Origin of the sequence: Macrococcus sp. 19Msa1099 (assembly GCA_019357535.2) — a bacterium.
Taxonomy (GTDB): domain Bacteria; phylum Bacillota; class Bacilli; order Staphylococcales; family Staphylococcaceae; genus Macrococcoides; species Macrococcoides psychrotolerans.
The window spans coordinates 234659-259605 of the sequence record CP079955.1 but is presented as its reverse complement, the minus strand read 5'-3'; the positions used below and the strand labels follow the sequence as shown (position 1 = coordinate 259605).

Annotated in this window: 29 protein-coding genes, 1 pseudogene and 1 other annotated feature; of the genes and pseudogenes, 11 read left to right on the top strand and 19 right to left on the bottom strand. The window is 36.7% G+C overall.

Features of this window, described 5'->3' with window-relative positions:
- Nucleotides 1-101: 101 nt before the first annotated feature.
- Entirely contained in the window at nucleotides 102-1124 is a 1023-nt protein-coding gene (locus KYI10_01420; GenBank protein ID QYA33138.1) for a LacI family DNA-binding transcriptional regulator, read from the top strand.
- 10 nt (nucleotides 1125-1134) lie between these two features.
- Here KYI10_01420 and KYI10_01415 read toward each other — a convergent pair whose 3' ends face one another.
- Nucleotides 1135-1497, bottom strand: coding sequence for a YbaN family protein (locus KYI10_01415; protein QYA33137.1), 363 nt, complete (start codon nucleotides 1495-1497; stop codon nucleotides 1135-1137).
- Nucleotides 1498-1683: 186 nt separating this feature from the next.
- On the opposite strand from KYI10_01415, the gene KYI10_01410 reads away from it, so the two are divergent.
- Both KYI10_01410 and KYI10_01405 read left to right on the top strand, forming a co-directional pair.
- On the top strand, nucleotides 1684-2043 hold the full coding sequence (locus tag KYI10_01410) for a DUF3147 family protein (GenBank protein ID QYA33136.1): 360 nt from the start codon (nucleotides 1684-1686) through the stop codon (nucleotides 2041-2043).
- 20 nt (nucleotides 2044-2063) lie between these two features.
- The gene (locus KYI10_01405) at nucleotides 2064-2456 is read left to right on the top strand and encodes a DUF3147 family protein (GenBank protein QYA33135.2); all 393 of its coding nucleotides are present in this window, start codon (nucleotides 2064-2066) and stop codon (nucleotides 2454-2456) included.
- 202 nt (nucleotides 2457-2658) lie between these two features.
- Here the strand turns inward: KYI10_01405 and KYI10_01400 are convergent, their stop codons facing one another.
- Nucleotides 2659-2865 carry a hypothetical protein gene (locus tag KYI10_01400; GenBank protein ID QYA33134.2) on the bottom strand — a complete coding sequence of 69 codons (207 nt, stop codon included), beginning with the start codon at nucleotides 2863-2865 and terminating at the stop codon, nucleotides 2659-2661.
- Nucleotides 2866-2928: 63 nt separating this feature from the next.
- Nucleotides 2929-3582 (bottom strand): Type 1 glutamine amidotransferase-like domain-containing protein, encoded by a 654-nt coding sequence (locus KYI10_01395; protein QYA33133.1) that lies wholly within the window; start codon nucleotides 3580-3582, stop codon nucleotides 2929-2931.
- A gap of 93 nt (nucleotides 3583-3675) precedes the next feature.
- On the opposite strand from KYI10_01395, the gene KYI10_01390 reads away from it, so the two are divergent.
- The 3 genes from KYI10_01390 (at nucleotide 3676) to KYI10_01380 (ending at nucleotide 7290) form a co-directional block, all read left to right on the top strand.
- On the top strand, nucleotides 3676-4428 hold the full coding sequence (locus KYI10_01390) for a MerR family transcriptional regulator (GenBank protein QYA33132.1): 753 nt from the start codon (nucleotides 3676-3678) through the stop codon (nucleotides 4426-4428).
- 68 nt (nucleotides 4429-4496) lie between these two features.
- Nucleotides 4497-5441 carry a nuclease-related domain-containing protein gene (locus KYI10_01385; GenBank protein ID QYA33131.1) on the top strand — a complete coding sequence of 315 codons (945 nt, stop codon included), beginning with the start codon at nucleotides 4497-4499 and terminating at the stop codon, nucleotides 5439-5441.
- A gap of 454 nt (nucleotides 5442-5895) precedes the next feature.
- Nucleotides 5896-7290: an L-cystine transporter gene (locus tag KYI10_01380; protein ID QYA33130.1), complete on the top strand. Its 1395-nt coding sequence runs from the start codon at nucleotides 5896-5898 to the stop codon at nucleotides 7288-7290.
- 23 nt (nucleotides 7291-7313) lie between these two features.
- Here KYI10_01380 and KYI10_01375 read toward each other — a convergent pair whose 3' ends face one another.
- From KYI10_01375 to KYI10_01340, 8 genes are all read right to left on the bottom strand, one after another.
- Nucleotides 7314-7880: a TIGR00730 family Rossman fold protein gene (locus tag KYI10_01375; protein QYA33129.1), complete on the bottom strand. Its 567-nt coding sequence runs from the start codon at nucleotides 7878-7880 to the stop codon at nucleotides 7314-7316.
- 51 nt (nucleotides 7881-7931) lie between these two features.
- The gene (locus KYI10_01370; protein QYA33128.2) at nucleotides 7932-8513 is read right to left on the bottom strand and encodes an HD domain-containing protein; all 582 of its coding nucleotides are present in this window, start codon (nucleotides 8511-8513) and stop codon (nucleotides 7932-7934) included.
- A gap of 10 nt (nucleotides 8514-8523) precedes the next feature.
- A complete protein-coding gene (locus KYI10_01365) occupies nucleotides 8524-9573 on the bottom strand; it encodes an LLM class flavin-dependent oxidoreductase (GenBank protein QYA33127.1) in 1050 nt (349 codons plus the stop codon).
- A gap of 102 nt (nucleotides 9574-9675) precedes the next feature.
- A complete protein-coding gene (locus KYI10_01360) occupies nucleotides 9676-9876 on the bottom strand; it encodes a cation transporter (GenBank protein ID QYA33126.1) in 201 nt (66 codons plus the stop codon).
- 24 nt (nucleotides 9877-9900) lie between these two features.
- Nucleotides 9901-12276 carry a heavy metal translocating P-type ATPase gene (locus KYI10_01355; protein ID QYA33125.1) on the bottom strand — a complete coding sequence of 792 codons (2376 nt, stop codon included), beginning with the start codon at nucleotides 12274-12276 and terminating at the stop codon, nucleotides 9901-9903.
- A 13-nt stretch (nucleotides 12277-12289) separates the two neighbouring features.
- Nucleotides 12290-12586, bottom strand: a complete 297-nt coding sequence (locus tag KYI10_01350) for a metal-sensing transcriptional repressor (GenBank protein QYA33124.1) — start codon at nucleotides 12584-12586, stop codon at nucleotides 12290-12292.
- A gap of 114 nt (nucleotides 12587-12700) precedes the next feature.
- Nucleotides 12701-13201 (bottom strand): GNAT family N-acetyltransferase, encoded by a 501-nt coding sequence (locus KYI10_01345; GenBank protein ID QYA33123.1) that lies wholly within the window; start codon nucleotides 13199-13201, stop codon nucleotides 12701-12703.
- The gene (locus KYI10_01340; protein QYA33867.1) at nucleotides 13198-13599 is read right to left on the bottom strand and encodes an HIT family protein; all 402 of its coding nucleotides are present in this window, start codon (nucleotides 13597-13599) and stop codon (nucleotides 13198-13200) included. The genes KYI10_01345 and KYI10_01340 overlap by 4 nt, the downstream gene beginning before the upstream one ends.
- A 154-nt stretch (nucleotides 13600-13753) precedes the next feature.
- On the opposite strand from KYI10_01340, the gene KYI10_01335 reads away from it, so the two are divergent.
- Genes KYI10_01335 through KYI10_01325 form a run of 3 tightly spaced genes read left to right on the top strand, consistent with a single transcriptional unit; the run spans nucleotide 13754 to nucleotide 15430 of the window.
- On the top strand, nucleotides 13754-14077 hold the full coding sequence (locus KYI10_01335; protein QYA33122.1) for a PadR family transcriptional regulator: 324 nt from the start codon (nucleotides 13754-13756) through the stop codon (nucleotides 14075-14077).
- Nucleotides 14070-14621 (top strand): DUF1700 domain-containing protein, encoded by a 552-nt coding sequence (locus KYI10_01330; protein QYA33121.1) that lies wholly within the window; start codon nucleotides 14070-14072, stop codon nucleotides 14619-14621. Before KYI10_01335 ends, KYI10_01330 begins: the two co-directional genes overlap by 8 nt.
- A gap of 2 nt (nucleotides 14622-14623) precedes the next feature.
- Complete coding sequence (locus tag KYI10_01325) at nucleotides 14624-15430, top strand: DUF4097 family beta strand repeat-containing protein (GenBank protein ID QYA33120.1); 807 nt, start codon at nucleotides 14624-14626, stop codon at nucleotides 15428-15430.
- An 80-nt stretch (nucleotides 15431-15510) separates the two neighbouring features.
- Here the strand turns inward: KYI10_01325 and KYI10_01320 are convergent, their stop codons facing one another.
- From KYI10_01320 to KYI10_01310, 3 genes are all read right to left on the bottom strand, one after another.
- Nucleotides 15511-15978: a peptide-methionine (S)-S-oxide reductase gene (locus KYI10_01320; GenBank protein ID QYA33119.1), complete on the bottom strand. Its 468-nt coding sequence runs from the start codon at nucleotides 15976-15978 to the stop codon at nucleotides 15511-15513.
- A 90-nt stretch (nucleotides 15979-16068) separates the two neighbouring features.
- On the bottom strand, nucleotides 16069-16251 hold the full coding sequence (locus KYI10_01315; GenBank protein QYA33118.1) for a CsbD family protein: 183 nt from the start codon (nucleotides 16249-16251) through the stop codon (nucleotides 16069-16071).
- A 74-nt stretch (nucleotides 16252-16325) separates the two neighbouring features.
- Nucleotides 16326-17483: a 5-methyltetrahydropteroyltriglutamate--homocysteine S-methyltransferase gene (locus KYI10_01310; GenBank protein QYA33117.1), complete on the bottom strand. Its 1158-nt coding sequence runs from the start codon at nucleotides 17481-17483 to the stop codon at nucleotides 16326-16328.
- Between the two features lie 106 nt (nucleotides 17484-17589).
- Nucleotides 17590-17869 (bottom strand) — a binding site (T-box leader).
- A gap of 333 nt (nucleotides 17870-18202) precedes the next feature.
- Between KYI10_01310 and KYI10_01305 the strand changes: the two genes are divergently transcribed.
- Entirely contained in the window at nucleotides 18203-19453 is a 1251-nt protein-coding gene (locus tag KYI10_01305) for an aminotransferase class I/II-fold pyridoxal phosphate-dependent enzyme (GenBank protein ID QYA33116.1), read from the top strand.
- Between the two features lie 127 nt (nucleotides 19454-19580).
- Nucleotides 19581-20639 carry a hypothetical protein gene (locus KYI10_01300; protein QYA33115.1) on the top strand — a complete coding sequence of 353 codons (1059 nt, stop codon included), beginning with the start codon at nucleotides 19581-19583 and terminating at the stop codon, nucleotides 20637-20639.
- Nucleotides 20640-20674: 35 nt separating this feature from the next.
- Here KYI10_01300 and KYI10_01295 read toward each other — a convergent pair whose 3' ends face one another.
- The 5 genes and pseudogenes from KYI10_01295 to KYI10_01275 form a co-directional block, all read right to left on the bottom strand.
- Nucleotides 20675-21070, bottom strand: a complete 396-nt coding sequence (locus tag KYI10_01295; GenBank protein ID QYA33114.1) for a universal stress protein — start codon at nucleotides 21068-21070, stop codon at nucleotides 20675-20677.
- A 3-nt stretch (nucleotides 21071-21073) separates the two neighbouring features.
- Nucleotides 21074-22225 (bottom strand): annotated as a pseudogene (locus tag KYI10_01290) (SulP family inorganic anion transporter).
- Nucleotides 22226-22339: 114 nt separating this feature from the next.
- Nucleotides 22340-22891 carry a hypothetical protein gene (locus KYI10_01285; GenBank protein ID QYA33112.1) on the bottom strand — a complete coding sequence of 184 codons (552 nt, stop codon included), beginning with the start codon at nucleotides 22889-22891 and terminating at the stop codon, nucleotides 22340-22342.
- A gap of 307 nt (nucleotides 22892-23198) precedes the next feature.
- Nucleotides 23199-24110, bottom strand: coding sequence for a lactate dehydrogenase (locus tag KYI10_01280; protein QYA33111.1), 912 nt, complete (start codon nucleotides 24108-24110; stop codon nucleotides 23199-23201).
- A complete protein-coding gene (locus KYI10_01275; protein ID QYA33110.1) occupies nucleotides 24111-24929 on the bottom strand; it encodes a MetQ/NlpA family ABC transporter substrate-binding protein in 819 nt (272 codons plus the stop codon). It abuts the gene before it with no gap.
- Between the last annotated feature and the right edge of the window lie 18 nt (nucleotides 24930-24947).

Genomic DNA, 24947 nt, shown 5'->3' with positions numbered 1-24947 from the left:
ATTTTTGTAAATAGTAACTTTAATAAGCTTTTATAAGTGTATTGACTAATGCAATCGTTTGCTCCATCATAGAGATAAATCATGTAACGTGGAGGAAAATCATGGCAATAACCGTTAAAGACGTTGCACACGCTGCAGGTGTTGCAACAAGCACAGTGTCACGCGTGATCAATGATCATCCGAGCATCTCACAGGCGACAAAGAAGAAAGTTCAGAAAGTAATGGATGAACTCGGCTACGTTCCGAATATTTCTGCAAGAAATCTTGGGAAGCGTACGACGAGTGCTGTAGGCATCATTTTGCCACCACTCGATTCCAAAGAGCGTCTTGCTAATCCATTCTTCCTTGAAATTATTGAAGCGATAAACGGGGAAGCACGAACTCATAACTTAACCACAGCTCTTGCAATTGCGAAAGACATCGATACATTGTTCGAGAATGTTAAAGCGATGCATACTGAAAAGCAAGTTGGCGGCTTTATCATTACATACTCTGTCATTGATGATCCTATCATTGAATATTTGCGTAAACATAGTATTCCTTTCGTATTAATCGGACAACCTTATGACGCACTTTCAAATACAATTTATGTAGATAATGATAACCAGCTCCTCGGTCAGCAAGCGACCGATTATTTAATCAAAAATGGCCATCAAAACATACTCTTTATCACAAATACGACAACAGAGAACATTTTCTATGAACGATACTTCGGCTATCAGAAATCGATGATGATGGCACAGTTAAATGCACATCAAAGCCTGACACTAAATGCGCCAGATGACTACATCAAATTTGAAGATAAAATACAGGCTACAAATACGACAGCAATTATCGCGCTGGATGATATTTTTGCTTTGCGTATTATTCAGCTGGTTGAATTATATGGTTATAGAGTGCCAGATGATATTTCAGTGATTAGCTTTAACAATTCAATATTTTCAACGCTCACGCATCCTTATTTAACAACGCTGGATATAGAAACTGAAAAACTCGGTCAAATAGCGATGCATAAACTTGCAAGCCTAATAAAAGGTGACAGAATAGAGGGCACGCGTTTTGTTATTCCACATAAACTGATTGAAAGAGAAACAGTAATCACAAAAAGGCACGCATCAAAATGATGCGTGCCTTTCATTCTTTAATCGTCTTCACAAACGTAAACAGTACCACCGTCTGTAGGAACAACATTATTCCAAGTCCAATCCTAATATATAAATGATCGACCATATACATTGAAAATCCAACAACGATATATACTGACAGTAATAGTTGAAATTTCTTCTTCATCGTATATCCTTTTTGTTCATAAAACTCCTGCACATAACTTTTATATAGCCTTGTTCGCACGAGCCATTCATGAAACCGATCAGAACTGCGTGCGAAACAGAATACTGCCAGCAGTAAAAATGGCGTTGTCGGCAAAAGGGGTAATGCTGCACCGATGAAGCCAAGTACAGTCGATATGATTCCTATAGCAATCAAAAAATATTTCACAAGCATTCTCCTACAATTTTTTCGTATCTTAATAGTATAGGAATTTAGTATGTTTTACCAACAAGTTAGTAAAGTAATACTTGTGACAATTACGTGGCATTATGTTCAAATGACTTTACAATATATTAAAACACGCTTATTCTTAATTGTGAAATTAATCACGAATAAAGAAAAGAGATGACCTGAATGTTCGGAATATCATTGTCCGGGTTAATATTACGCTTTATCATCGGTGGTGCTGCAGTAGCTGGCGCATCTATCATTGCAAGTAAAGTAGGTGGTAAAATCGGTGGTATCTTTGCTACACTTCCTGCTGTATTTCTAGCAGCAATACTTGCACTATCAGTCGATCACCACGGCGAAGATTTAGTAAATGCTTCGATGAATTTAAGCAGCGGTGCCGTCATCGGTATTACGAGCTGCATCTTAACTGTTACCTTCGCATCATACTTTGTACCTAAGACAGGATTTAAGAAAGGCGCTGTGTTATCAACGCTTTGCTGGTTTGTTATTTCTTGCGTATTATTCGCATTCAAAAATATCTAAAGGAAGTCTTTCAGATGAAAATAAAAATACTATTATTAAAATTCCTCATCGGCGGAAGCACTGTTGCTTTCAGCTATATCATTTCAAAAGTAATCCCATGGGAAGATTTTGGCGGTATATTCGCAACATTCCCCGCTGTATTCCTCCTTTCCCTTATAATTGCAGGTATGGAGTACGGTAATAAATTTGCAACGAACGTATGTCGCGGTGCTGTATTCGGCATGACTGGCGGTTTGATCAGCATACTCGTTACATGGAGTATGTTAAGCACAACTTCAAACTATGCTCTGAGTATAGTTACAGGATTTATCGCATGGTTTGGGAGCGCGCTTACAATTTCTAAAGTTGTCAGCCTCGTTCATCATGCTGTAGCACATAAATCCCTTAAACATTCCTCTACACACGCAAAATAAGGTAGAATACCTGCTAGCACAAGCTCATTTAACCCTGCTAAAAATGCCATCATCGCAAGTAAAAACAAATTAACCTTCATTATAACCTCCAAAATAAAAAGCGCCTTCCATATCGGAAGGCGCTGTAATCATCATATAAATGAAAACCGGCACAAAGCCACCTTTAGAAATATTATAAAGCGCATAAAATGAGTTGTAAACACTATAACCCAAGCTCACGCATCATCGCTTTATGCTGTTTATCCTGCTTTACTGACACTTGATCAATATCAAGATCACGTGCTTTACTTTCTATTTCTTTCATTGAATATGTTTTAAAAACATCTGACACTTTCATATCCAAAGCTTCAGCAACTGCCTGAATCATCTTCTTCTCTTCAAGCGTTACATAAACATTCATCATCGGCATAAAATCATTCCTTTCAATATAGTTATCATAAATAAAACTTAAAGAATTATCTAGTGGGACGTATTATACATGATAAAACGTCACATCTCCATAGCTTTTAAATTGGTTGTCTTCAACAATAACGATACCGTTATCTCCTATTGCATATACCGGAATATTTCTTTCCATGATTACTTTATCAATATATGCATCATGGTCGTCGGACTTCTCATAATGAACTTCAACATCAAATCCATGTAACAATTCTAAACTATAATGATAGGAGAAGTGATTATAATCCTTGTCAGGCGTAATGTGGAAGTTTTCAATCTGAACCATCGCACCTGCGCTGAAACCAATAACTGTTCCTTTAAACTTCTGAATCGATTTTATTACATCCATATCCTTCAGACGCTTCATCATTAAATCTGGGTATCCTCCCGAGAAGAACAGTACATCCGCTTTATTAATCTTCTCTTTTAAAGTCCGAGATGTATCGGAATAATACTTTGCCCAGGAAATATCTTTTTTATTCACTCCAAAACTCACGAGCGGATTCACCATTTGTAAATAATATTTGCTGCGGAGTCCATATATTTTCAGCCAATCTCGTTCATTTTTGACGATATCACCAAATGCGAAAGGAATGACGAGCACTTTCTTATTTTCTAAGTACTTCTGTAATATATTATTCCAGCCTGATTTGGCCTGGAATGTGCTCATGAGTATGTTTGTCATAGATGCCACCTCGTGTAAATTTTTATTAATTTTACCACAACTGTTGACCTTAACGTTGCGTAAAGGTGTAATTTAATTAAAGGAGGTGATGCAATGTATTATACAGTAAAAGCAGTAAGCGAACTTACAGGTATAAGTGCACGCACTTTACACTATTATGACACGATTAATCTACTTAAACCACATCATTATACCGAATCAGGTTACCGCATGTATTCTTCTAAAGAACTGGACCGTCTGCAGTTGATATTATTTTATAAATCATTGCAGTTCTCTTTAGAAGAGATAAAGGGAATGTTAACAAACGGGAATACATTATCACACCTCAGCATGCAACGTGAGCGCTTAATCGAACAGGCAAATCATATCGATAAACTTATTAAAGTCATCGATAGCACAATTTCATATCAAAAAGGAGAGATTCAAATGACAGAACAACAGAAGTTTGAAGCATTTAAAGAAGAAAAACTGAAAGAGAATGAAGTATTATATGGTAAAGAACTGAGAGACAAATATAATGAAAAGTCTTTAAATAAAAGCCATGCGCATTATAAATATTTGTCTCAAGATTCATATGATAAGGCGGTGGATACCGAACGTAAGATGTTTGGATTATTAAAGGTCATGATAAATGAAAATCTGGACATTAGTGATTCAATCGGTAAAGAGATTTTTGAATATCATAAGTCGTGGCTTGAAATAATGAGCGGGATGTATAGCACTGAATATCATAGAAATATGGCATCACTTTACGTGCAGGATGAGCGATTTGCACAGTACTATAACGACCGTGTTGAAGGAAGTTGCCAACGTTTAAGCGAAACGATTTTGCATTACACAAAATAAATAATATTTTCAAAATTGTAATTTGTCACCCTTGTTTTATCGGTATATATTAAAGTAGAGGTGACGAAATGTTTGTAAAAACTTATGAGCCAAGCTCTTATGTCAAATATTTATTTGAAGTGCAAGGTCGAATAACCTTAGACGATTTCGATGAAGCACAATACAAGCGTTTATATTCTGGCTATATAGGAGAAAAACAGTTTTACGAACGCATTAAAAATTGCGGTGGTACAAAGTTATGGGATCTGAGGTTAAATTATCACGGTGAAGTTCAATATGATTTTCTTGTGATTCATGATGGTTATTTATTTCATTTTGATATTAAAAATTTTTCCGGGCATTATGCTTTTATTGATAACAACTTTGTCAGTGAACAGAACTATGTTATCAAGGATCCTATATCACAATTTAAGGGAGCGCATATTAAATTGAAGCAGTTTTGCATGAAACATAATCTGGACTATAAAATATTAAGCTATGCCGTGTTTATTAATCCGGACTTTATTGTTACAGGATTTAATGGTCATTCACATATTATTTTTCATAAGGATATCGACCGTATTGTAAATGCGCTCATTAAACCACCAAATGATGTTGATATTAGTGCTTTGACGACGCTTTCTAAATTCCATAAAAAAGACAGCAAACATGAAAGAATATACTACTATCCTTTCCAGGATATGAAGAAAGGAATAAAGTGTCCTTCTTGTAAAAATTTTTTAAGATCGTTTCAAAATAAAGAACGACGTATTATTTGTGAATGTGGCAGACGTGTTTCAAAGCAAGAAGCTGTACACATCGCATTCGATACCATAGCACTTCTTAAACAAAGTCATGTAAAAACATCTGAAATTGTTGACTTCACAGGTATAGGAAAAACGACAATCAAGAAAATTATGAGCAAAAACTATGCATCGATAGGTAAAACATGTGGAAAAGCTTATATCGCTTCTGAACATGCATCATTTATATTGAAAGAAAAGCATGATGAATATACTTATAAAATTGTCTGAGTAAATGACTGAGGTGTAGGTGGCGGACTTTGCCTTTGTTCGCCACATACAGCGATAAATACCTTGTTCCCACTACCTAGGTGGCGGACTTTGCCTTTGTTCGCCACATACAGCGATAAACATCTAGTTCTCACTACCTATGTGGCGGACTTTGCCTTTATTCGCCACATACAGCGATAAATACCTTGTTCCCACTACCTAGGTGGCGGACTTTGCCTTTGTTCGCCACATACAGCGATAAACATCTAGTTCTCACTACCTAGGTGGCGGACTTTACCTTTGTTCGCCACATACAGCGATAAACATCTAGTTCTCACTACCTAGGTGGCGGACTTCATCTTTGTTCGCCACCTCTGTTTATTATATTCATTTTCAATTCTACTCTTGAAATATATTACTTTCCATTGTAAAGTAGTAAAGTCTACAAAATAATATTTCGGAGGTATTTAATCAGATGGAAAACTGGTTAACTTTTTTTAACGTCTTAATTCTTAGTATTCTTATAGGATTACTAATTCTAATGCATAAGAAACACATTTCATTTTCAAAGCGTGTGTTTACTGGTATGGCACTCGGGATTCTTCTCGGAATTTTTCTTCAAGTTGCCTATGGATCTGGCAGCAAGATAACTGAAAATACGCTCGACTGGTATTCAATTATCGGTAGCGGATATGTTCAACTACTTATGGTTATCGTCGTACCGCTAGTCATGGTGTCAATTATTCGCTCGATTATCAACTTAGATGCCGCAGACCGTTTAGGTAAGATGGCAGCATGGGTTATCGGAACTTTAATCACGACGACATTAGTCGCTGCACTTATTGGTATCGGATCCGCACTACTCTTTGATTTAAATGCAGATCAAATTCATATTGGACAAGATCAAAAAATGCGTGGTACAGAGATTCAGCAGAAATTTGATACGATGGAACAAAAAACGATGCCTCAACGTATCGTGAATTTCATTCCGTCAAATATCTTTATGGATATGACGGGTGGACGTCCGACTTCAGTTATCTCTGTTGTTATCTTTTCATTCTTAGTAGGTGTTGCTGTGCTTGGCGTACGTCGCAAACAGCCTGAACATGCGGAAATGTTTACAAAGATGGTGGATGCTATATTTGCTGTTGTTATGCGCCTTGTCACAATCATCTTACGTTTAACTCCATTCGGGGTGCTTGCGCTTATGGCAAATATGATTGCCAGCACAAACTTTGCTGGCATTATGGAGCTTGGGAAATTTGTGCTTGCTTCATATGCTGCACTTATTACGATGTTCATTATTCATCTCGTTCTTGTAGCTGTATTTGGATTAAACCCAATTACATATCTTAAAAAAGTTATTCCGACCTTAATCTTCGCCTTCACTTCTCGTTCTAGTGCTGGTGCAATTCCACTTAACATTTCTGCACAGAAAAATGCACTTGGAGTGGATGATGCAACTGCGAATATGTCAGCATCATTCGGTGCAACGATGGGACAAAATGGATGTGCAGGAATTTATCCAGCGATGCTTGCAGTGATGATTGCACCAACTGTAGGTATTAACCCACTGTCACCTGAATTTATCATTCAACTCGCAGTGATTACCGCAATTAGTTCATTCGGTGTTGCAGGTGTTGGTGGTGGTGCAACGTTTGCAGCGATTATTGTGCTTTCATCTATGGGATTACCTATCGCACTTGCGGGTGTATTAATTACTGTTGAACCATTGATTGATATGGGACGTACTGCACTAAATGTAAATGGCAGTATGCTAAGTGGTACGGTAACTTCTCGTATGCTCGGAACATTTAACCGTAATATCTTTAATGACAAGCACGCAGTTGTGGAACAAACTGAAGCATAAAAAATAAGATCCAGCTCTGGATCTTATTTTTTATATATTCTTATTTCAGGTTCTCTATAGTTTTCTATCACTTCATTTAATACTTCAATACTTTTAACAAAATATACGTTGTCTCTATCTGCTTGTGTCAGAAAACCTTTATCGACCATATTGTCATAAAATGCTTCTAAAAGGTCATAATACCCACTCTCATTATATAAAATGCAAGGTCTGTCATTTTGTCCAATACGTGACCATGAAACGACTTCACTAATTTCTTCTAGCGTGCCGGGTCCTCCTGGTAATGCGATACAAACATCTCCTATTTCAAGAATTTTATTCTTTCGTTCGGACATGTTATCTACTACGATTAAATCCGTCAAACCGTTATGTGCAATTTCTCTATCAGCTAGAAACTTTGGAATGACACCAACTACACGTCCATCATGTTCGAGCACAGTATTTGCAACTTCTCCCATTAATCCTACATTTCCTCCACCATATACAAGGGAATGATGATTATCAGCAATCCACTTACCTAATGTTCTCGCATTTTCCAGATAGCTGGCTTCATTCCCTTCACTTGCACCGCAATATACAATAATTCTCATTTCACTTCCACCTTTATCAATGTATACTTTATTATCTCAAATTGTTACGGTTTATTCATCGATTAACAATCCTTTTTGTACACATTGATGAATCAAGTCTTGTGCGTATGCCCAGATTTCAGGTGCATCTTCGCCGATAAACTGTTTTTTACGCACGACCTGGCTTTTTGTCAGATTGTATGGATTATAATTCACTTCACTAACTTCATGTAAATTGATAAGTGCGATAAGGGCATCTATAATTCGCGCGTACTTCGCTTCATGACTTTCTCCACGTTCAAATGTTTCCCATAAAGAAAGAATGGAAGTTTGAGAAGCTTGCGGCAGGTTCGCAATCACCTTACTTAAAGAATCCCTCTCTCTTTCAAATGCATCAGCCTTTCCTTCGTCATCAAATACCCAGGTGTCCCCTGCATATATTTCTCCTAAATCATGTACGAGTAACATTCGAGTGACCATTGAAATATCAATACTTTCTGGATAATATGGAGCAAATTCATTAGCGATAAGGGCGGCTTGCCATGAATGCTCTGCACTGTTTTCAAATCGCCCGTCCAGCGTATCGCTTCTGCGCTTCACTGTTTTTAGTTTTTCAATTTCTCGAGCAAATTCTGCCACTGCCTGAATTGTCATTATATCCTCCTTATTTATCTTTGAAATATTCATCTACGATCGGTTTAACTTTTTCACCGTATAAACGAATTGAATTCATCGTCAGTTCATGTTTCATCGATCCTATAGGTAAATGTAGCATAAAGCGATTTAAACTCAGTGCTTCTACAGTTTTAATAATTTTTTGAGCGACTCGTTCTGGACTACCTACATATAAGGCACCGTGCTCGATTTCATTCATAAACTGCGCTTCAGAATACATTGCCCAGCCTCGTTCTCTTGCTAAACGATCATGACTCGCTTTCGTAGAAGGATAGTATGCTTCAAAGGCTTCTTCATCAGTCGCTGCAACATACCCCCACGAATGCGTTGCAATAAATGCTCGATCTGCATCAAAACCAGATGCATTCAATGCATGACGATAAACATCTACATTATGTTTGAAACGTTCAGGATTACCTCCAATTATCGCATATGTAATTGGTAACCCCAGCATACCAGCTCGAGCGGATGACTCTGGTGTACCACCCGTGGCAATATGAATCGGCAATTCTTTTTGTACTGCTCTTGGCACCACAATCTTATTATCAATTGAAGGTCGATGATGCCCTTGCCAATTAACAACTTCATTTTTATTTACTTCTAATAATAATGCAAGCTTCTCATCGAATAATTCGTTGTAATCATTTAAATCGTAACCAAACAAAGGAAATGATTCAATAAATGACCCACGCCCCGCCATAATCTCTGCACGTCCATTACTAATCGCATCTAATGTCGCAAAACGCTGATACACACGTACAGGATCATCACTTGACAGAACAGTTACTGCAGAACTTAATTTAATATCTTTCGTTAAACCTGCAGCTGCAGCAAGCACCGTCACTGGGTCTGATACTGCATAGTCTTCACGATGATGCTCACCAAGACCATAGATATCAAGACCCAGCTGATCAGCAAGCTGTATTTCTTCAACGAGATTTCTGATACGTTCATCTGCAGGAATGGCCGGCAGTTTCCCCTCTATCGTATGAATTGAACCGTTATCTCCGAATGACGTTAACCCTAATTCTATTTTCATCCTCTCACTCCTAGTATATTTTTTATATCTAATTAAAATTATATATCACTTTCACAAAAAATCAAAATTAAAAAAACGGGTATCAATCGATACCCGTTCATCCTATTTCACATCATAACCTTGATCTTCAATGGATTGTTTTACATCAGCAATATTTACTGATTCGTCATGCGTAATTGTTGCAAGTCCTTGTTCAATATCTGCTGCTGCGCCACTTACGCCTGCGACTTCTTTCGCTGCACCTTCTACAGCCGATTTACAATGTCCACATGTCATACCACTTACTTTTAATACTGTTTCCATAATAGACTCCCCTTTACTTCTATTTTATTTAATTTTAACAGATTTGAGTCTTAGAGCGTTACTGACAACACTTACTGATGATAATGCCATAGCAAGACCAGCAATCCACGGTGCTAATAAGCCTAATGCTGCAAATGGAATACCGATAACATTATAACCAAACGCAAATCCTAAGTTTTGTTTTACATTTCGAATTGTTGCATGGCTAAGTTTAATGGCTTCTGGAATCAGTGTCAGTTCCCCGCCTAGTATCGTCACATCAGCCGCTTCTATCGCGACTTCTGTCCCCGTACCGATAGCAATTCCGATATCACTTAATGCAAGCGCTGGCGCATCGTTTACTCCGTCTCCCACCATGGCTACTTTTCTGCCTTGTGCCTGCAATGCTTTAACTTTCTCTGCTTTATCTTCCGGCAAGACTTCAGCGATTACTTCATCAATGCCAACTTCACTTGCAATTGCTTGAGCAGTACGTGTATTGTCACCGGTTAACATAATCACTTCTATGCCCATCACTTTCAGTTCATCAATGGCATCCTTCGCACTTGGTTTCACCGTGTCCTGGACTGCAACGACACCTTGCACTTTACCTTCATAAGCTATCATCATCGCAGTTTTACCTTGCGCTTCAAATAATTGCATATTGGGCTCAAATGTTGCTATTTCAATATTATACTGCTGCATCAGCTTGCGGTTACCAACATATATATCTTCATCATCAATTTGTGTATGAATTCCGTGTCCTGGCACCGCTTCAAAGTGTGATACTTCTTTCAACGATACTGCTTGTTCTTCAGCATACTTTACAATCGCACTTGCTAGCGGATGTTCTGAAGACTGCTCACTACTTGCTAAATATTGAAGTGCACGATCGTCTCCTGTGAAATCTGTTACTTCAGGTTCACCTTTTGTTATCGTTCCAGTCTTATCCAAGACAATAGTATCGATTTCGTGTGTACGTTCCAGATGTTCTCCACCTTTAAAGAGAATGCCGCGTTCTGCTGCTCGACCTGTTCCTACCATAATAGATGTCGGCGTTGCGAGCCCTAATGCACATGGGCAAGCAATAACAAGTACTGATATCGCGGCAACAAGTGATGCTTCAAACCCTTGCTTAACAAATAACATCCATACGATAAACGTGAGTATCGCGATACCTACAACAATCGGGACGAAATATCCAGATATAATATCTGCCATACGTTGTATCGGTGCTTTAGAACCTTGTGCTGATTCTACTATCTTGACGATTGACTGCAAAGCAGTATCCTTACCAACTTTCGTAGCTTCCATTGTGAAACTACCATTCTTATTCATCGTAGCACCGATAACCTTATCACCCATATGCTTCTCAACAGGAATCGATTCACCAGTTAACATAGATTCATCAACAGAAGAGTTACCTTTAATAATAACACCATCTACCGGCACTTTCTCGCCAGGCTTTACAATGATTTGGTCTCCTACTTGCAATGCATCGATGCTTACCATCTGCTCTTTGCCATCTCTCATAACACGTGCATCTTTCGCCTGTAAGTTTAATAGACTCGATAATGCATTTGTTGTCTGTGATTTCGCACGTGCTTCCAGATACTTACCGAACAATATTAATGTAATCAATACTGCACTTGTTTCGAAGTAAAGGTGCGGATCATTCGTTAAACCTCTCATCCATTTAATACTCTCGTATAAACTATAGAAGAATGCTGCACTTGTTCCAAGTGCCACGAGTACATCCATATTTGCTGATCCACTGCGCAAGCTTTTATAAGCACCAGTATAGAACTGCCATCCAATAATAAATTGCACTGGAAACGCAAATGCAAACTGAAACCACGGATTCATAAAGATATGCGGCAAATGAATTCCGAACAGATGCGTCAACATCGTAAGTAGTAGAGGCAGAGACAGTACCGCTGCTAATATCAATTTATACTTTTTACGTCGCAGTTCATTTTCTTTACGATCTGACTGCTCCTCACTCTTAAGCGTTGCATCATATCCTAGTTTCTTAATACGTTCAATAATATCAGACTCATCCATATTTCCCGGATAATAATCGACCGTTGCAACCTCAGTAGAAAGGTTCACCGTAGCATTCTGTATAGCAGGCTGTTTATTCAATACCTTCTCAATACGATTCGAACAAGACGCGCACGTCATACCAGTAATATCAAATTCTGCATGTGCTGGACGGACTTGATATCCTAGCTTATCTATACGTTCAGAAATATCACTCAAACTCAATTTATCTTCATCATAATGAACGGTTGCTCGCTCTGTCGTTAAATTTACCTGAGCTTCGACACCATCTATCTTATTCAGCACTTTCTCAATACGATTCGAACAAGCTGCACACGTCATCCCTTCTATCGGTAAAGTAACTTCTTGTTTCGCCATACATATCCACTCCTTATTTATTGAACTGCTTCAATACCTTCATCAACTCTTCGATTGAATCGTTCCCATCACCTGCTTTAATCGCGTCACTCACACAATGCTTCATATGACGCTCTGTGATCGCATAACCTACCTGTTTCATCGCTGACTCAATCGCACTTATCTGAACGAGGATATCGATACAATAACGATCTTCTTCTATCATCTTCTGAATACCGCGCACTTGACCTTCAACACGCTTTAAACGCTTGATTAACCTTTCTTTCTCTTCATGATCTCTCGGTGTCGCAATATGCTGGTGCTCCGACATATCATCATCTCCTATACTGTATGGGGGTATCTTTCATTTCATCCTCATTTTATACCCCTATATGGTATATGTCAAATCATTAAAAAAGGTATCATGCATTGTCAACATGATACCTTATACGTCAATCCAAAATCGTCTACTTTTAACACCATTAGACTGATAATATGGTTTATCCTCTAACCCTCCGTTCTTTATGATTACTCTGCTTGAAGCAATATTGTCTTCATCACAAGTAATTAAAGCTTTCTCAATTCCAATAGAACGTGCAAAAGCAAGGGATTTCTGAAGAATTTTAGTGGCATAGCCTTGCCCTCTATAACTTCGGCCTACACCATACCCGATATGTCCACCGGTGTTCAATAAGTCCTTTGTAAGAGTATGTCTAATATTAGCAGCACCAATAATAACACCATCTATAAAGTAAAAAAATGTAGTATTCTTCACCCATTCTTGACCAGATTCTCTCATTTCAAATATTTCAATCATATCTTCAAAGCTATTATAACGCTTATAGTTTGTAGCAGTTGGTATAATTTCTTCTAGATCGCTCCACTCTCTCATATATTCTTCAAAAACAATTTTATCTTTGATTGTTAACTTTCTAAATTCAATCATTTCATTACCTTTTTATATTCTTGAATTTTATTTTTCAGACTTCTTGTGTCAATCTTGCGTCCACTGGTTTTAACGTTATCCCAAAATCCATCCCGCTCATAACGAGGAATCATGTGCTGATGAAAATGTAATCCTTCATCCATAATATTTCCATTATTTCTTACAATTGTAACACCATCCACTTTAAATACATCTTCTAAAATTGAAATTAAGTATTTCTCAATTTTAAACAATTCTAAGCAAACGTCTTCTTCCAAATCACGAATATCTTCAAAATGATTATTTGATATGATCAATAAATGTCCATACTGAATTGGATCAATATCATAAACCACATAAAAATATTGAGTTTCCAATAGTTTCTGATTTTCACTTATACCTTCACAAAATATACACATATAATTCACCACATTAATTAATATTTTATCCTTTCATATATTTTATAATAATATTAGATTTTTTTCACTGAACTATATTGAATTATTCACTAGTAGATGATACGATATAGTTATAATAATTATATCGGTATATTCATTAGTTAGGAGTTGGAATATGAATATTCAACTAAAAAAAGGTGTGTTAGAACTCGTTGTTATGAACGAAATTAGCAGGGGTGACCAATATGGCTATGAGCTTTCACAAACAATTTCTAAACATCTATCTATTGCTGACGGGACGCTTTACCCAATGCTTCGAAGGCTTGTAAATGAAGGAATGCTAGACACTTATATGGGAAAAACATCTGCTGGACCTGCGCGTAAATATTACACTATCACCTCAACAGGAAGATTACATTTACAACATTTAACAGAAGAATGGATGGAGTTAAAATCATCTGTTAATCAATTATTAGAAGGAGCTGACAACAATGAATAGAAGGGAATTTTTAAATACGTTGTATCGTAACTTAAATGGTTTGGACGAAAATGAAAAACAATCAATAATGTTTGAATATGAAGCACATTTTGAAGATGGTTTATTAGATGGGAAGGATGAGCAGTCAATATCATCTGAGCTCGGTGATCCAAAACGTATCGCAAAGGAATTAAAATCCACATATATTGTTGATCGTGCAACCCAAAATCCATCAACTTCAAATGTTATGAACGCAGTAATGGCTACGATTGGACTAGGAATTTTAAATATATTTTTTATGTCAGTGCCGTTATTCACTTATTTATCATTTTTGATTAGTATGATTGTTCTTGCATTTATCTTTCTCATTTCTCCGTTATTTTTAGTTGCAGATTATTTAATCAATGGTGCTGATGCTGTAACTTTGTTTGATATATCCATGACAATAACTATGGTTGGTTGCGGTATTCTGTTATCGCTTGGGCTTTACTATTTTGCACACTATGCTAATAGATTAATTGTGAAGTACGCAAAATGGAATATCAATACGGTAAAAGGAGCTTAATCATGAAAAAATTTCTGATAATTTTAGGTATATTTCTCTTGATAATAGGAATAACCGGGATGTTTTTAACGAAAGATGAAATCGTTACCAAAAAACAAAACGGCTATAGTGAGCAAATAACATTGAATCAACCTTTTAATTCAATTGATTTAGATATAGGTCAAGGTACTGTTGCCGTCGAACAATCTAAAAACCATCGTGCATCACTAAAAATCAAAAACATCAGCAAAAAAGAGGATTACCAATATAAAATAGATAACAATACTCTATATTTTAGTACAAAAAACGATTCTAAAAATCGAAAGAAAAATTTTGTATTTGGTAATCACAAAAATCTCGATGAAATAGAAATTAAATTATTAATACCAAAAGAAAAGTTAAAATCGTTTAAGGCAAAAACATTTGCGGGCACGATTGATGTAGATTATCTTTCAACTAAAAATTTGGAATTGAATGCAGATATCGGTTTGATAGAAGGAGATATACTTAAAAGTGATCAATCTAATATAAAAGTCGGCATGGGCGATATTAGTTTTAATAATTTTAACTCACAACAAGCAGATATCAATATTAAAACTGGAACAATTGAATTGTATGGACTAAATTCAGATATCAATATTAACGGACACATCGGCATGGGTGATGGTACTTTTGAATATACAACCGAGCCGCAAAGTACTCACTTTGATGTCTCTACAAAAAATGGTGACATTGAATTGAATGATTTAATCAATCTACCACAAAGCAATGCTAAATCTCTTGTTAAAATGACTATTGGTACTGGTACAGTAGAATTTGATTATGAATAATTAGATACAAACAACTTAATATTGTAATAGGTAAAGCTTGTTTAATCTGGACATTAAACAAGCTTTTAAACTTCCTTATATTATCTATATTTCCTCATCATCTCAAGCGGTACATGACAATAGTCACCTGGATGTCTGTCCAGATAATCCTGATGTTCGTCTGCACTACGGATATAATTATTTAGTGACAGCACTTCTACAACAACCTTCTCTTTATCTTCTCGTGAATTTATATAGCGTCTTACTGCTTGTAATAACGCTTCATCTTCACTATAGATTCCTGTTCTATATTTCGGACCTTCATCGACCCCTTGCTTGTTCACGCTATACGGATCCATAATCTGAAAGAAATCATCTAGCAGCTCATGTAGTGCCAGTGTATCTTCACATATCGTCTTCACACATTCAGCATAGCCATCATAGGGTCCGTCTAATGTTGCTGTCTCGCCGTTCACTCTACCCGCTTCAGTTCCAGCTACACCAGGTACCGTCTTTAAAAATGCCTGTACACCCCAGAGGCATCCTCCAGCCAAATATATTGTATACAATTTCGTTCACCTCTCTGATTCGTATTAATTATCATTATACACAAAAAAATTGAGGTAAATGTATGACTACATTTACCTCAATGCTAGAGATTACTTTTTGAATTTATCTACTGCTTCGTTGACTTTATCCTGTACGTTCTCTGATACTTCTTTCACTTTACCAGAAATCTTACTCTCTTTACCTTCTTGCTCTAGTTCTCTATTCCCAGTCGCATTACCAACTGTTTCTTGTACGTTGCCTTTTAATTGTTCAAATTTACCTTCATTAGTCATTATTATCACCTTTCTTTCATGTAATACTATATTTTACCCACATATTTCCTATTTAAACATTTTATTTTTATATGTTATGCTGGCAATTCATTTTCTCCATCGCCCCAAACTTGTAGCGCAATTTCTTTCACAAGTTCAAGTTTCGCCCACTGGTCACTTTCTGTGAGTTCATTGCCTTCTTCTGTAGAAGCAAATCCACATTGTGTACTTAGACTTAGTCGCTCTAAAGGAATATATTTACTTGCCTCTTTAATACGTGCAATTACTTCCGCTTTATCTTCTAACTCTGGGAACTTAGAAGTAATCAGACCGAGTACGACGTGTTTTTCTCCAGAAACTTTCGCAAGTGGTTCAAATCCTCCGGCGCGTTCCGTATCATATTCAAGATAATACGCATCAACGTCTTCTTTCGCAAAGAGTTGATCTGCAACTTTATCGTATGGACCAGCGCTCGCAAAGTCTGAGCGGTAATTCCCTCTGCATACATGTGTATTGATGATAAGGTCATTCGGTGCATTGTGTATTACACGGTTATTAATGTCTAATAGCTCTTCTTTGAGTGCTTCCACATCCAGATTCTCGCTGTTACCGTCACCGTGTATCTTCTCTGATGTGCCCTCAGAGACATGAATGCCCCAAGAACAGTCATCTAGTTGAAGCACGCGTAATCCTTCATCATACAGTTCTTGTATTACTGTAGTATATGCCTTAACGATATCATCTTTGACTGCTTCACGTGATACATAATATTCATCTACTGTTTCTTTTACACCGGGGCGTGTCAGTTCTACTAAGAACTGTGCCGGAGCTGGGATTGTCTGTTTTACCGTCACATGTTTCGGTGCATAGTCCCTGACAAATTTATAGTGTTCTACAAAAGGATGGTGTTCTCCAGAAATCTTACCGATAAACTTCACACTATCACTTCTTGTTTCATATTTATTAAAGACGTACCCTTGACCGAGTAATTGCTGTTCTATTCCATTAAATCCAAAGAAAAAGTCAAGATGCCAGTAACTTCTTCTAAATTCACCATCTGTTACAGTTTCATATCCTAATGATACGAGTTTATCGATCAGCTTTTTAATTTCTTGATCTTCTAATTGTTTCAATGCATCATATGTAATTTCTTGATTTAAGTATTGCTCACGTGCCTTCTTTAATGTTTGCGGTCTTAAAAAGCTCCCTACGTGATCAAATAATGGTTGTTGTACTGTATTTAAAGTTGTCATAATAAATTCCTCCTAAATGTGTGGTTTATATATTGTATTTGCCAAGGCTTATGTATCATGTCATACATATCAGAATCCAAAAAACCCCTCACTCCTTTACAATTTAGTAAAGGGTGAGGGGTCTCCCACGGTACCACCTTTATTCGTATAGCTATCGCTAACTATACCTCAGCAAGTACGCACATTTATAGAAATTTTCATTAATTATGTGTAATACTCAGGCAATGATAACGAGTGCCTACTCTCGACAGAACCTACTAGAATTATCGTTCAGCATGTAGCAAAAAAGGCCATTTTTCAATACTTTCCTTTAACTTCATTTCACCAAACTGAAGCTCTCTGTGTAAATTCCGATGATATCTACTTTTCCTTTTTATCGCTTTGTAATATTGAATTACTAGAAATTATACACATCACTATTTATGTTGTCAACTATTTTTCTGAATATTTCATTAATTTAATAAAAATTTATTTTCTCACTTTGTATTTATGTATAAAACACATTTAAAAATATGTTAATATAAAGAAGCAATCTAAGACGATTGCTCTTCATATTTCCTTTTGATATAAAGAGAAAATTAACTTTTTCTGTTGGAGTTAATTTTTGATAAAAATCCACCCTATCTGTTGGGGGTGGATTTTTATTTTTATCTTACTGTAAATCAACAGTCAAATATTCTATAATGACAGTAATAATACAGATTGGAAGTGTTTAATTCATGACGAACATTCAAGAAGCATTACAAAGTTATAGTGCGCAATATGATCAATTGATGAAAGAGGATATCAACATTGATATGACGCGCGGAAAACCATCAGGAGAACAGCTGGCTTTATCATTCGAGATGCTCGATGTATTAAAGAGCAAGGATGCTGATACGTACTTATCATACTTCAACTATGGTATTCCCGGTGGTATCCCAGAAGCAAAGGCATTATTTGCAGATTTATTCGATGTGTCTCAAAATGAGATTTATATTGGCGGCAATTCAAGTTTGAATCTCATGCATGATATGGTTAATAAGTTCATGTTCTACGGAGTTTCTGAAGATGCGCTACCTTGGAAGGATCAACAGGTAAAATTTTTGTGTCCAGTGCCAGGATATGATCGTCACTTTACAATTTGTGAGTCATATGGCATCGAAATGATACCTGTAACAATGACAGATCACGGCCCTGATATGGATCAGGTTGAATCTCTAGTAAAAGATGATCCTGCAATAAAAGGTATGTGGTGTGTCCCGCTCTATTCGAACCCCCAAGGGTATAACTATTCTGACGAAACTGTAGAGCGCCTGGCAAACATGCACACAGCTGCTGATGACTTTAGAATTATATGGGACAATGCTTACGGATACCATCACTTAGGTGAAGAAGTAATCAAAGTGAAAAACTTACTTCATGCGTGTCAAAGTGCCGGTAATCCTGAGCGTGCTTTAATGGTTATGTCTACTTCTAAGATGACTTTCCCTGGTGCAGGTATTTCAGCACTTGCTACAAGTGAAACAAACATTAAGTACTTATTATCGTTATTCGGTGTTCAAACAATCGGACATGATAAGTTAAATCAGCTGCGTCATGTCAAGTTTTTCGGAGACAAAGATGGTTTGATTGAACATATGCGTAAACATAAAGAAATTATGGCTCCGAAATTCGATGTTGTGGATACATACTTATCTGAGAAACTGTATTCACCAGAAATTTGTAAATGGAACAAACCTCAAGGTGGTTATTTTATCACGATAGAGGTATTGGATCATTGTGCAAGTGAAATTGTAGAGAAGTGTAGTGTACTCGGTTTAAAAGTTACACCAGCCGGTGCGACACATCCTTATGGCAAAGACCCTAACGATAGCGTTATCCGTATTGCACCATCATTTTTAAATGTGGAAGAGCTGAAAGAAGCGATGGATATTCTATGTGTCGTTATAAACTATGTCACATTAAATAAATTATATGAAAATCAATAATATTTAAAGCGATTCCTGTTTAAAGGAATCGCTTTAAACAATATGAACTCATGGATATCGCCTTTTAAGAACGCTATCATAAAATTTTATATAGATAAATTTTGCTTTTATCCTGGAAGGGGTTATTATGAAAGATTTTAAAGAAATACTGGTCGTTGCTTTTGCATTTGTAGGGGTTGTCGTGGGTGCAGGATTTGCTACCGGACAAGAAGTACTGCAATTTTTTACGTCACATGGCAGCAATAGTATATGGGGCATTCTATTGACAGGCCTTCTTGTTACTTTAGGTGGTATGTTTGTCATGAAGGGTGGTCATGTTGTTAAAAGTGAAAATCATGCTACAAGTATTAAATATTTTTTACCAAAACAAATTTCGTTGATCTTTGATTTTATTCTTACTGCCTTCTTGCTCGGTCTGGCACTCGTAATGAGTGTCGGGGGTGCAAGTACAATCAATGAAAGTTTCAATATTCCATTTTGGTTAAGTGGTTTAATCTTTATAGCACTTGTGAGCTTAACGTTATGTATGCAGTTCAATAAAATTATTCGTGTCCTCAGTATGGTAACCCCATTCTTAATTGCGATTGTATTGATTATTTCAATTTTTTATATGATGAAACATGACTTCAATATCTCTGACGGTATTATTAGCATCCCCGATAATAAAGGACTCTACCCATGGTGGTTTGACGCAATTAACTATTCTAGTTTACAGATTGCTGCAGCATTCAGTTTCTTATCAGTCATGGGTGGTCAGCTAAAAAAAGGAACGCATGCAATCTATGGCGGTTTATTGGGTGGAAGTATCATCATGGCATTATTAATGTTAATTAACTTAGGGCTTATTACAGAGTATCAACATATCGTAAAAGTTGACTTACCCACTTTACTGCTTGCACAGGAAATTCATCCAGCCATCGGAATTGTCTTCTCGGTAATAATGATTGCTGTAATCTATAATACGGTCGTTGGTTTAAACTATGCATTTATCTCGAGAATCACGAAACCCTACAGCAGAAATTACTATATCATAATTGTTGTTATTGCAATAATTACATTTTTAATGACGTTTATCAGTTTCTCAAAACTTGTCGCAACAGTCTTCCCTATTATGGGAATCGTCGGTTTACTCTTATTTTTCCCTGTAATTTATAAAGGGTTTAAACACTTTAACTTGAAAGACTAAAATAAAACAGGCGATTCCAAGTGGAATCGCCTGTTTTATTTTACGACAAGTACATTAATATCAGAATGTTTAACAACATGACGACTTACGCTACCCATAACGACTTCTTTTAATCCACTTAATCCTCGCGTTCCGATAACGAGTAAATCATGATTATGATGATTCGCAACCTCCACAATCTTCTCTTTCGGATAACCATGTTCAAATAGCACATTAAAGTGATGTCCAGAGAATTTTGCAATAATATCCTCCAGTTCCTCTTTACAATCTGATTCACTATCTCCTGTACCATGCAATACACTTTCTTTTGAGTCTTCTGCTGTAATAACGGAAAGAATCGTATAATGCTTAGAATCGAGCTTTATCGCTTCTTCTGCTGCACGCATACTATTATGTGATCCATCTACCGCAATAAGAACGGATTGATACATTTAAGCCACCTCTTTTCTGTTAAATACAAAGTTCAGCACACTGCCGGCAATAACACCAATGGCTAAATTGTGGGTCATAAGTACTAAAGTAATAGTCACTAACACTACTATTATGTCAATCCATCTTGCATTTTTCAAAAATTTGAATGTCCCAAAATCAAATGTACTTATTGCAGCCACAACCATAATCCCTGCAAGAATACTCATTGGGATCTGAACGACGTAATCACCAAGAACAATTATTAAAAACATAAGAGATGATCCCGCTGCAATCGATGATAATCTCGTCGTTCCACCCGATTTCAAATTCAATACAGTTTGTGCAATCATTGCACATCCACCGATACCACCGAAGAATCCTGTAATGATGTTAGCAACGCCCTGTCCACGTGATTCCTTATTCTTATCACTGTCACTCTTCAATGTATCATCTACAATACGTGCCGTTAGCAGACTTTCTACAAGACCTACGACCGCCATCGATAAACTGTACGGAAAGATAATCTTAAACGTTTCGAAATTGAAGGGCACATCAGGTATAAACAAATGCGGTAATGTACGTTTAATTTCTCCGATATCACCTACTGTCCTAACATCAGCATGCATCATAATTGAAATTGCTGTAAGTAGTACGACTGCAATGAGTGGTGCTGGTACTTTCGTAAAAAATTTGGGTAGGACGTATACAATCACAATTGTTGCCACAGTAAATATATAAGTCACACCACTAATATTAAAGATGTGCTGTAATTGTGATGTAAAGATGAGTATTGCAAGGGAATCTACGAATCCAATCATCACTGTATTCGGTATGTATTTGAGTAAGTTACCTACTTTAAATATTCCAAAGATGACTTGTAATATTCCCATCAGGATGGTCGCTGCAAATAAATAATCTACGCCATGTTCTTTCACTAAAGAGAACACGAGCAGTGCAATTGCACCTGCTGCTGCAGAAATCATCGCACTTCTTCCACCTGTAAAGGCGATGACTACCGCTATAACAAATGAAGCATACAGTCCCACCATTGGATTTACTCCTGCAATGACGCTAAATGCAATCACTTCAGGTATCAGTGCGAGTGAAACTACGATACCCGCTAATATATTTTGTAAAGGCTGTGTAAGCCATTCACGTTTTAATGTGTCTATCATAAATTCCTCCTACAAAAAAGATACTTTGACAGTATAACATAATTATTTTTACACAACTGTAGAACCAATTCATGGCATAAAAAATTTGCGCTTCATAACTGAAGCGCAAATTTTTTATGCCATGCCAACATGTCCCAATATTACTTTTTGCACATAACCTTTTTCCACGAGGAACTGTATACTGTTACCATTCAAGTTGTAAATGTAAACACCCTCAACTTTAGAAGGCACCGCTTTATTACTACCAGATATCATCTTACCTTTGAAAAGGTATTCATTGCCGTACACTTTCTTCACATCATCGAATTTAAGTTCATTGTTATTCACATCTAAAGTCGCTGTATATGGGTTTTTATCAGTCCCTTTAAAAAATGTATAGTTCTGATCATAAACTTTCTTAGTATAACCTGTGCCTGAAACTCCTGAAGTCATACGCTTAAGATCTACTTTATAACCACTTACAGTTACGTTATTTACTTTAACTGCACGCACGAAATCTTTATCCAGCACAAACTTGGCATTTCCGCTCGTATAACCAGAGTACTTATAGTAAGGCTTCTGAACTTCAGCTGTTGAATGCTTAGCAAGGGCATCTTCGCCCTGCACTGCACCTAACGATATGGCAGCCGCTAAAGTTGTTGCGCCTAGTACTTTTACAAATTTCATTTCCACCACTCCTAAAATATAATTTCATTATTCTCATCATTTTCTACATTAATTATTTACCCTGAATGGTGCTCACAAAACATTTTTAATCATTAGTTAAAACTAAATAAAATAAAAATCCTTTCATTCTGATGGACTAATGACTTGGGAATTCTTTCTTTAATTAGATGTAATATTCTTTTAACCTTTTATGCCGTTCACATAAAGCCAGCTCTCATCAGCAGTTTAGCATCATGACTACGTATCCCTTTTCCAATATCCTTAGAAGCCACATGCATACAAAAAGACCCTGTAATTTTACAAGGTCTTAATTATAATGCTGTTCTATTGTATTTCTAATAAATTGTTTAGCTGTTGTTAAATCCTGTGCTTCTTGATTATCTATTGAAATATCTAATCTCTGGATGATGCCTTCCTTTCCTACAAGTACTGGTAAGCTATATGCTATATCCTCATTTCTCGTTGATAATGGGAAAATTGAACGCTCATTGAGCACAAGCGATTTGATAAGCAATACAGTGATTTTTGATATCGCTGCATTGGTCCAGCCTTTTTGATGGAATACATCAAATGACACGCTATCAATCGCCTCAGTTATCTCCTTTTTATCTATCTTATGGTTACCACTAAGCTGTTCATATTCCTCCAACGCTATACCATGAATACGCGTTTTACTCCAGAGCGGTACAGCATGTGCTCCATGCTCTCCTATCACAAACCCTTCAACACTTTTAGGGTCAATGTTGTAATGATTTGCAATTAAAGTTTTAAAACGTGAAGTTTCTAATAACGTACCAGTACCTATCACTTTACTCTCCGGATAATACTTTGAAGCGATGTACGTCATCGCATCGACAGGATTGGAAATAATAACAAGCAAGGCATCGGTCGTTACTTCACCGATACGTGTAGTGATTTCTTTAATAATCACTGTATTCGCCTTTGCTAGCGCAGTGCGATCTGGAATTGATGTATCTGTCTTTGTACTGGCCGCTATAACGATAACATCCGCATCCTTTAAATCCTTATATGTTCCCGCATAAATATTGATATGATTCGTGACACCAATACCTTGACTGTGCAAATGATCCATTGCCTCTCCAGTCGCAACATTTTCGTCACTATCAATCAAGACAATCTCGTTAAATACGTTCAAATACTGTACGTCAGTCAGCACTTGACTGCCCACACGTCCAACACCAATGATTCCTAGCTTCATCTACTTCCCTCCATATGGAATGACGTCTTTGTTGAATTCCTTATTAATATAATCTTTCATATCTTGAGACTGAAGTACTTCAATCAAATCCTGAAACTTCTTGTCATTCTTATGGCCTTTTTTAACAGCAAGAATATTTGCAAATGGTGAAGATTCATCCTCTAACGCGATGGCATCTTTATGCGGTGTAATCCCATTATCAATTGCGTAGTTAGAATTCATAATTACTGCAGCCCCTTCACCATTACGATACGTCTTCGGTAAGAATTCTGCGCTTTGTTTGTTATTAAACTTTAGATTCTTTTTATTTTCAACGATATCAGTAAAGTATGCATCTTCAATCTTTACGCCTTTTTTCAGCTTAATCACACCTTTATTGACAAAGAATGATAAGAAACGCCCTTCTTCAGCCGGATTACTTGATACGAAGATTTCAGAGCCAGATGGAATTTCATCTAAGTTCTTATACTTCTTACTATAAACCCCCATAGGCGTAGTGAACACTTTCCCTACTTCTTCAATATCATAATGATGCGTCTTTTTCTCAGCTTTCAAGTATGGCACATGCTGGAATAAGTTAGCATCAACATCGCCTTCTTGCAGTAACTTATTCGGTACTTTATAGTCATTGACAATCTTAACTTCTACGTCATATCCTTTTTTCTTCATCGCAACCGCTGCATGTTTAACAACTTCTCCATGCGGTGCAGGGGAAGCTGCAACAACAATCTTCTTATCCTCTTCTTTTTCAGTTGAACTACAGCCTGCTAAAGATGCAGATAATATGACTGCACTAATTAAACCTAATACTTTTCTCATACATAGTTTCCTCCTAAT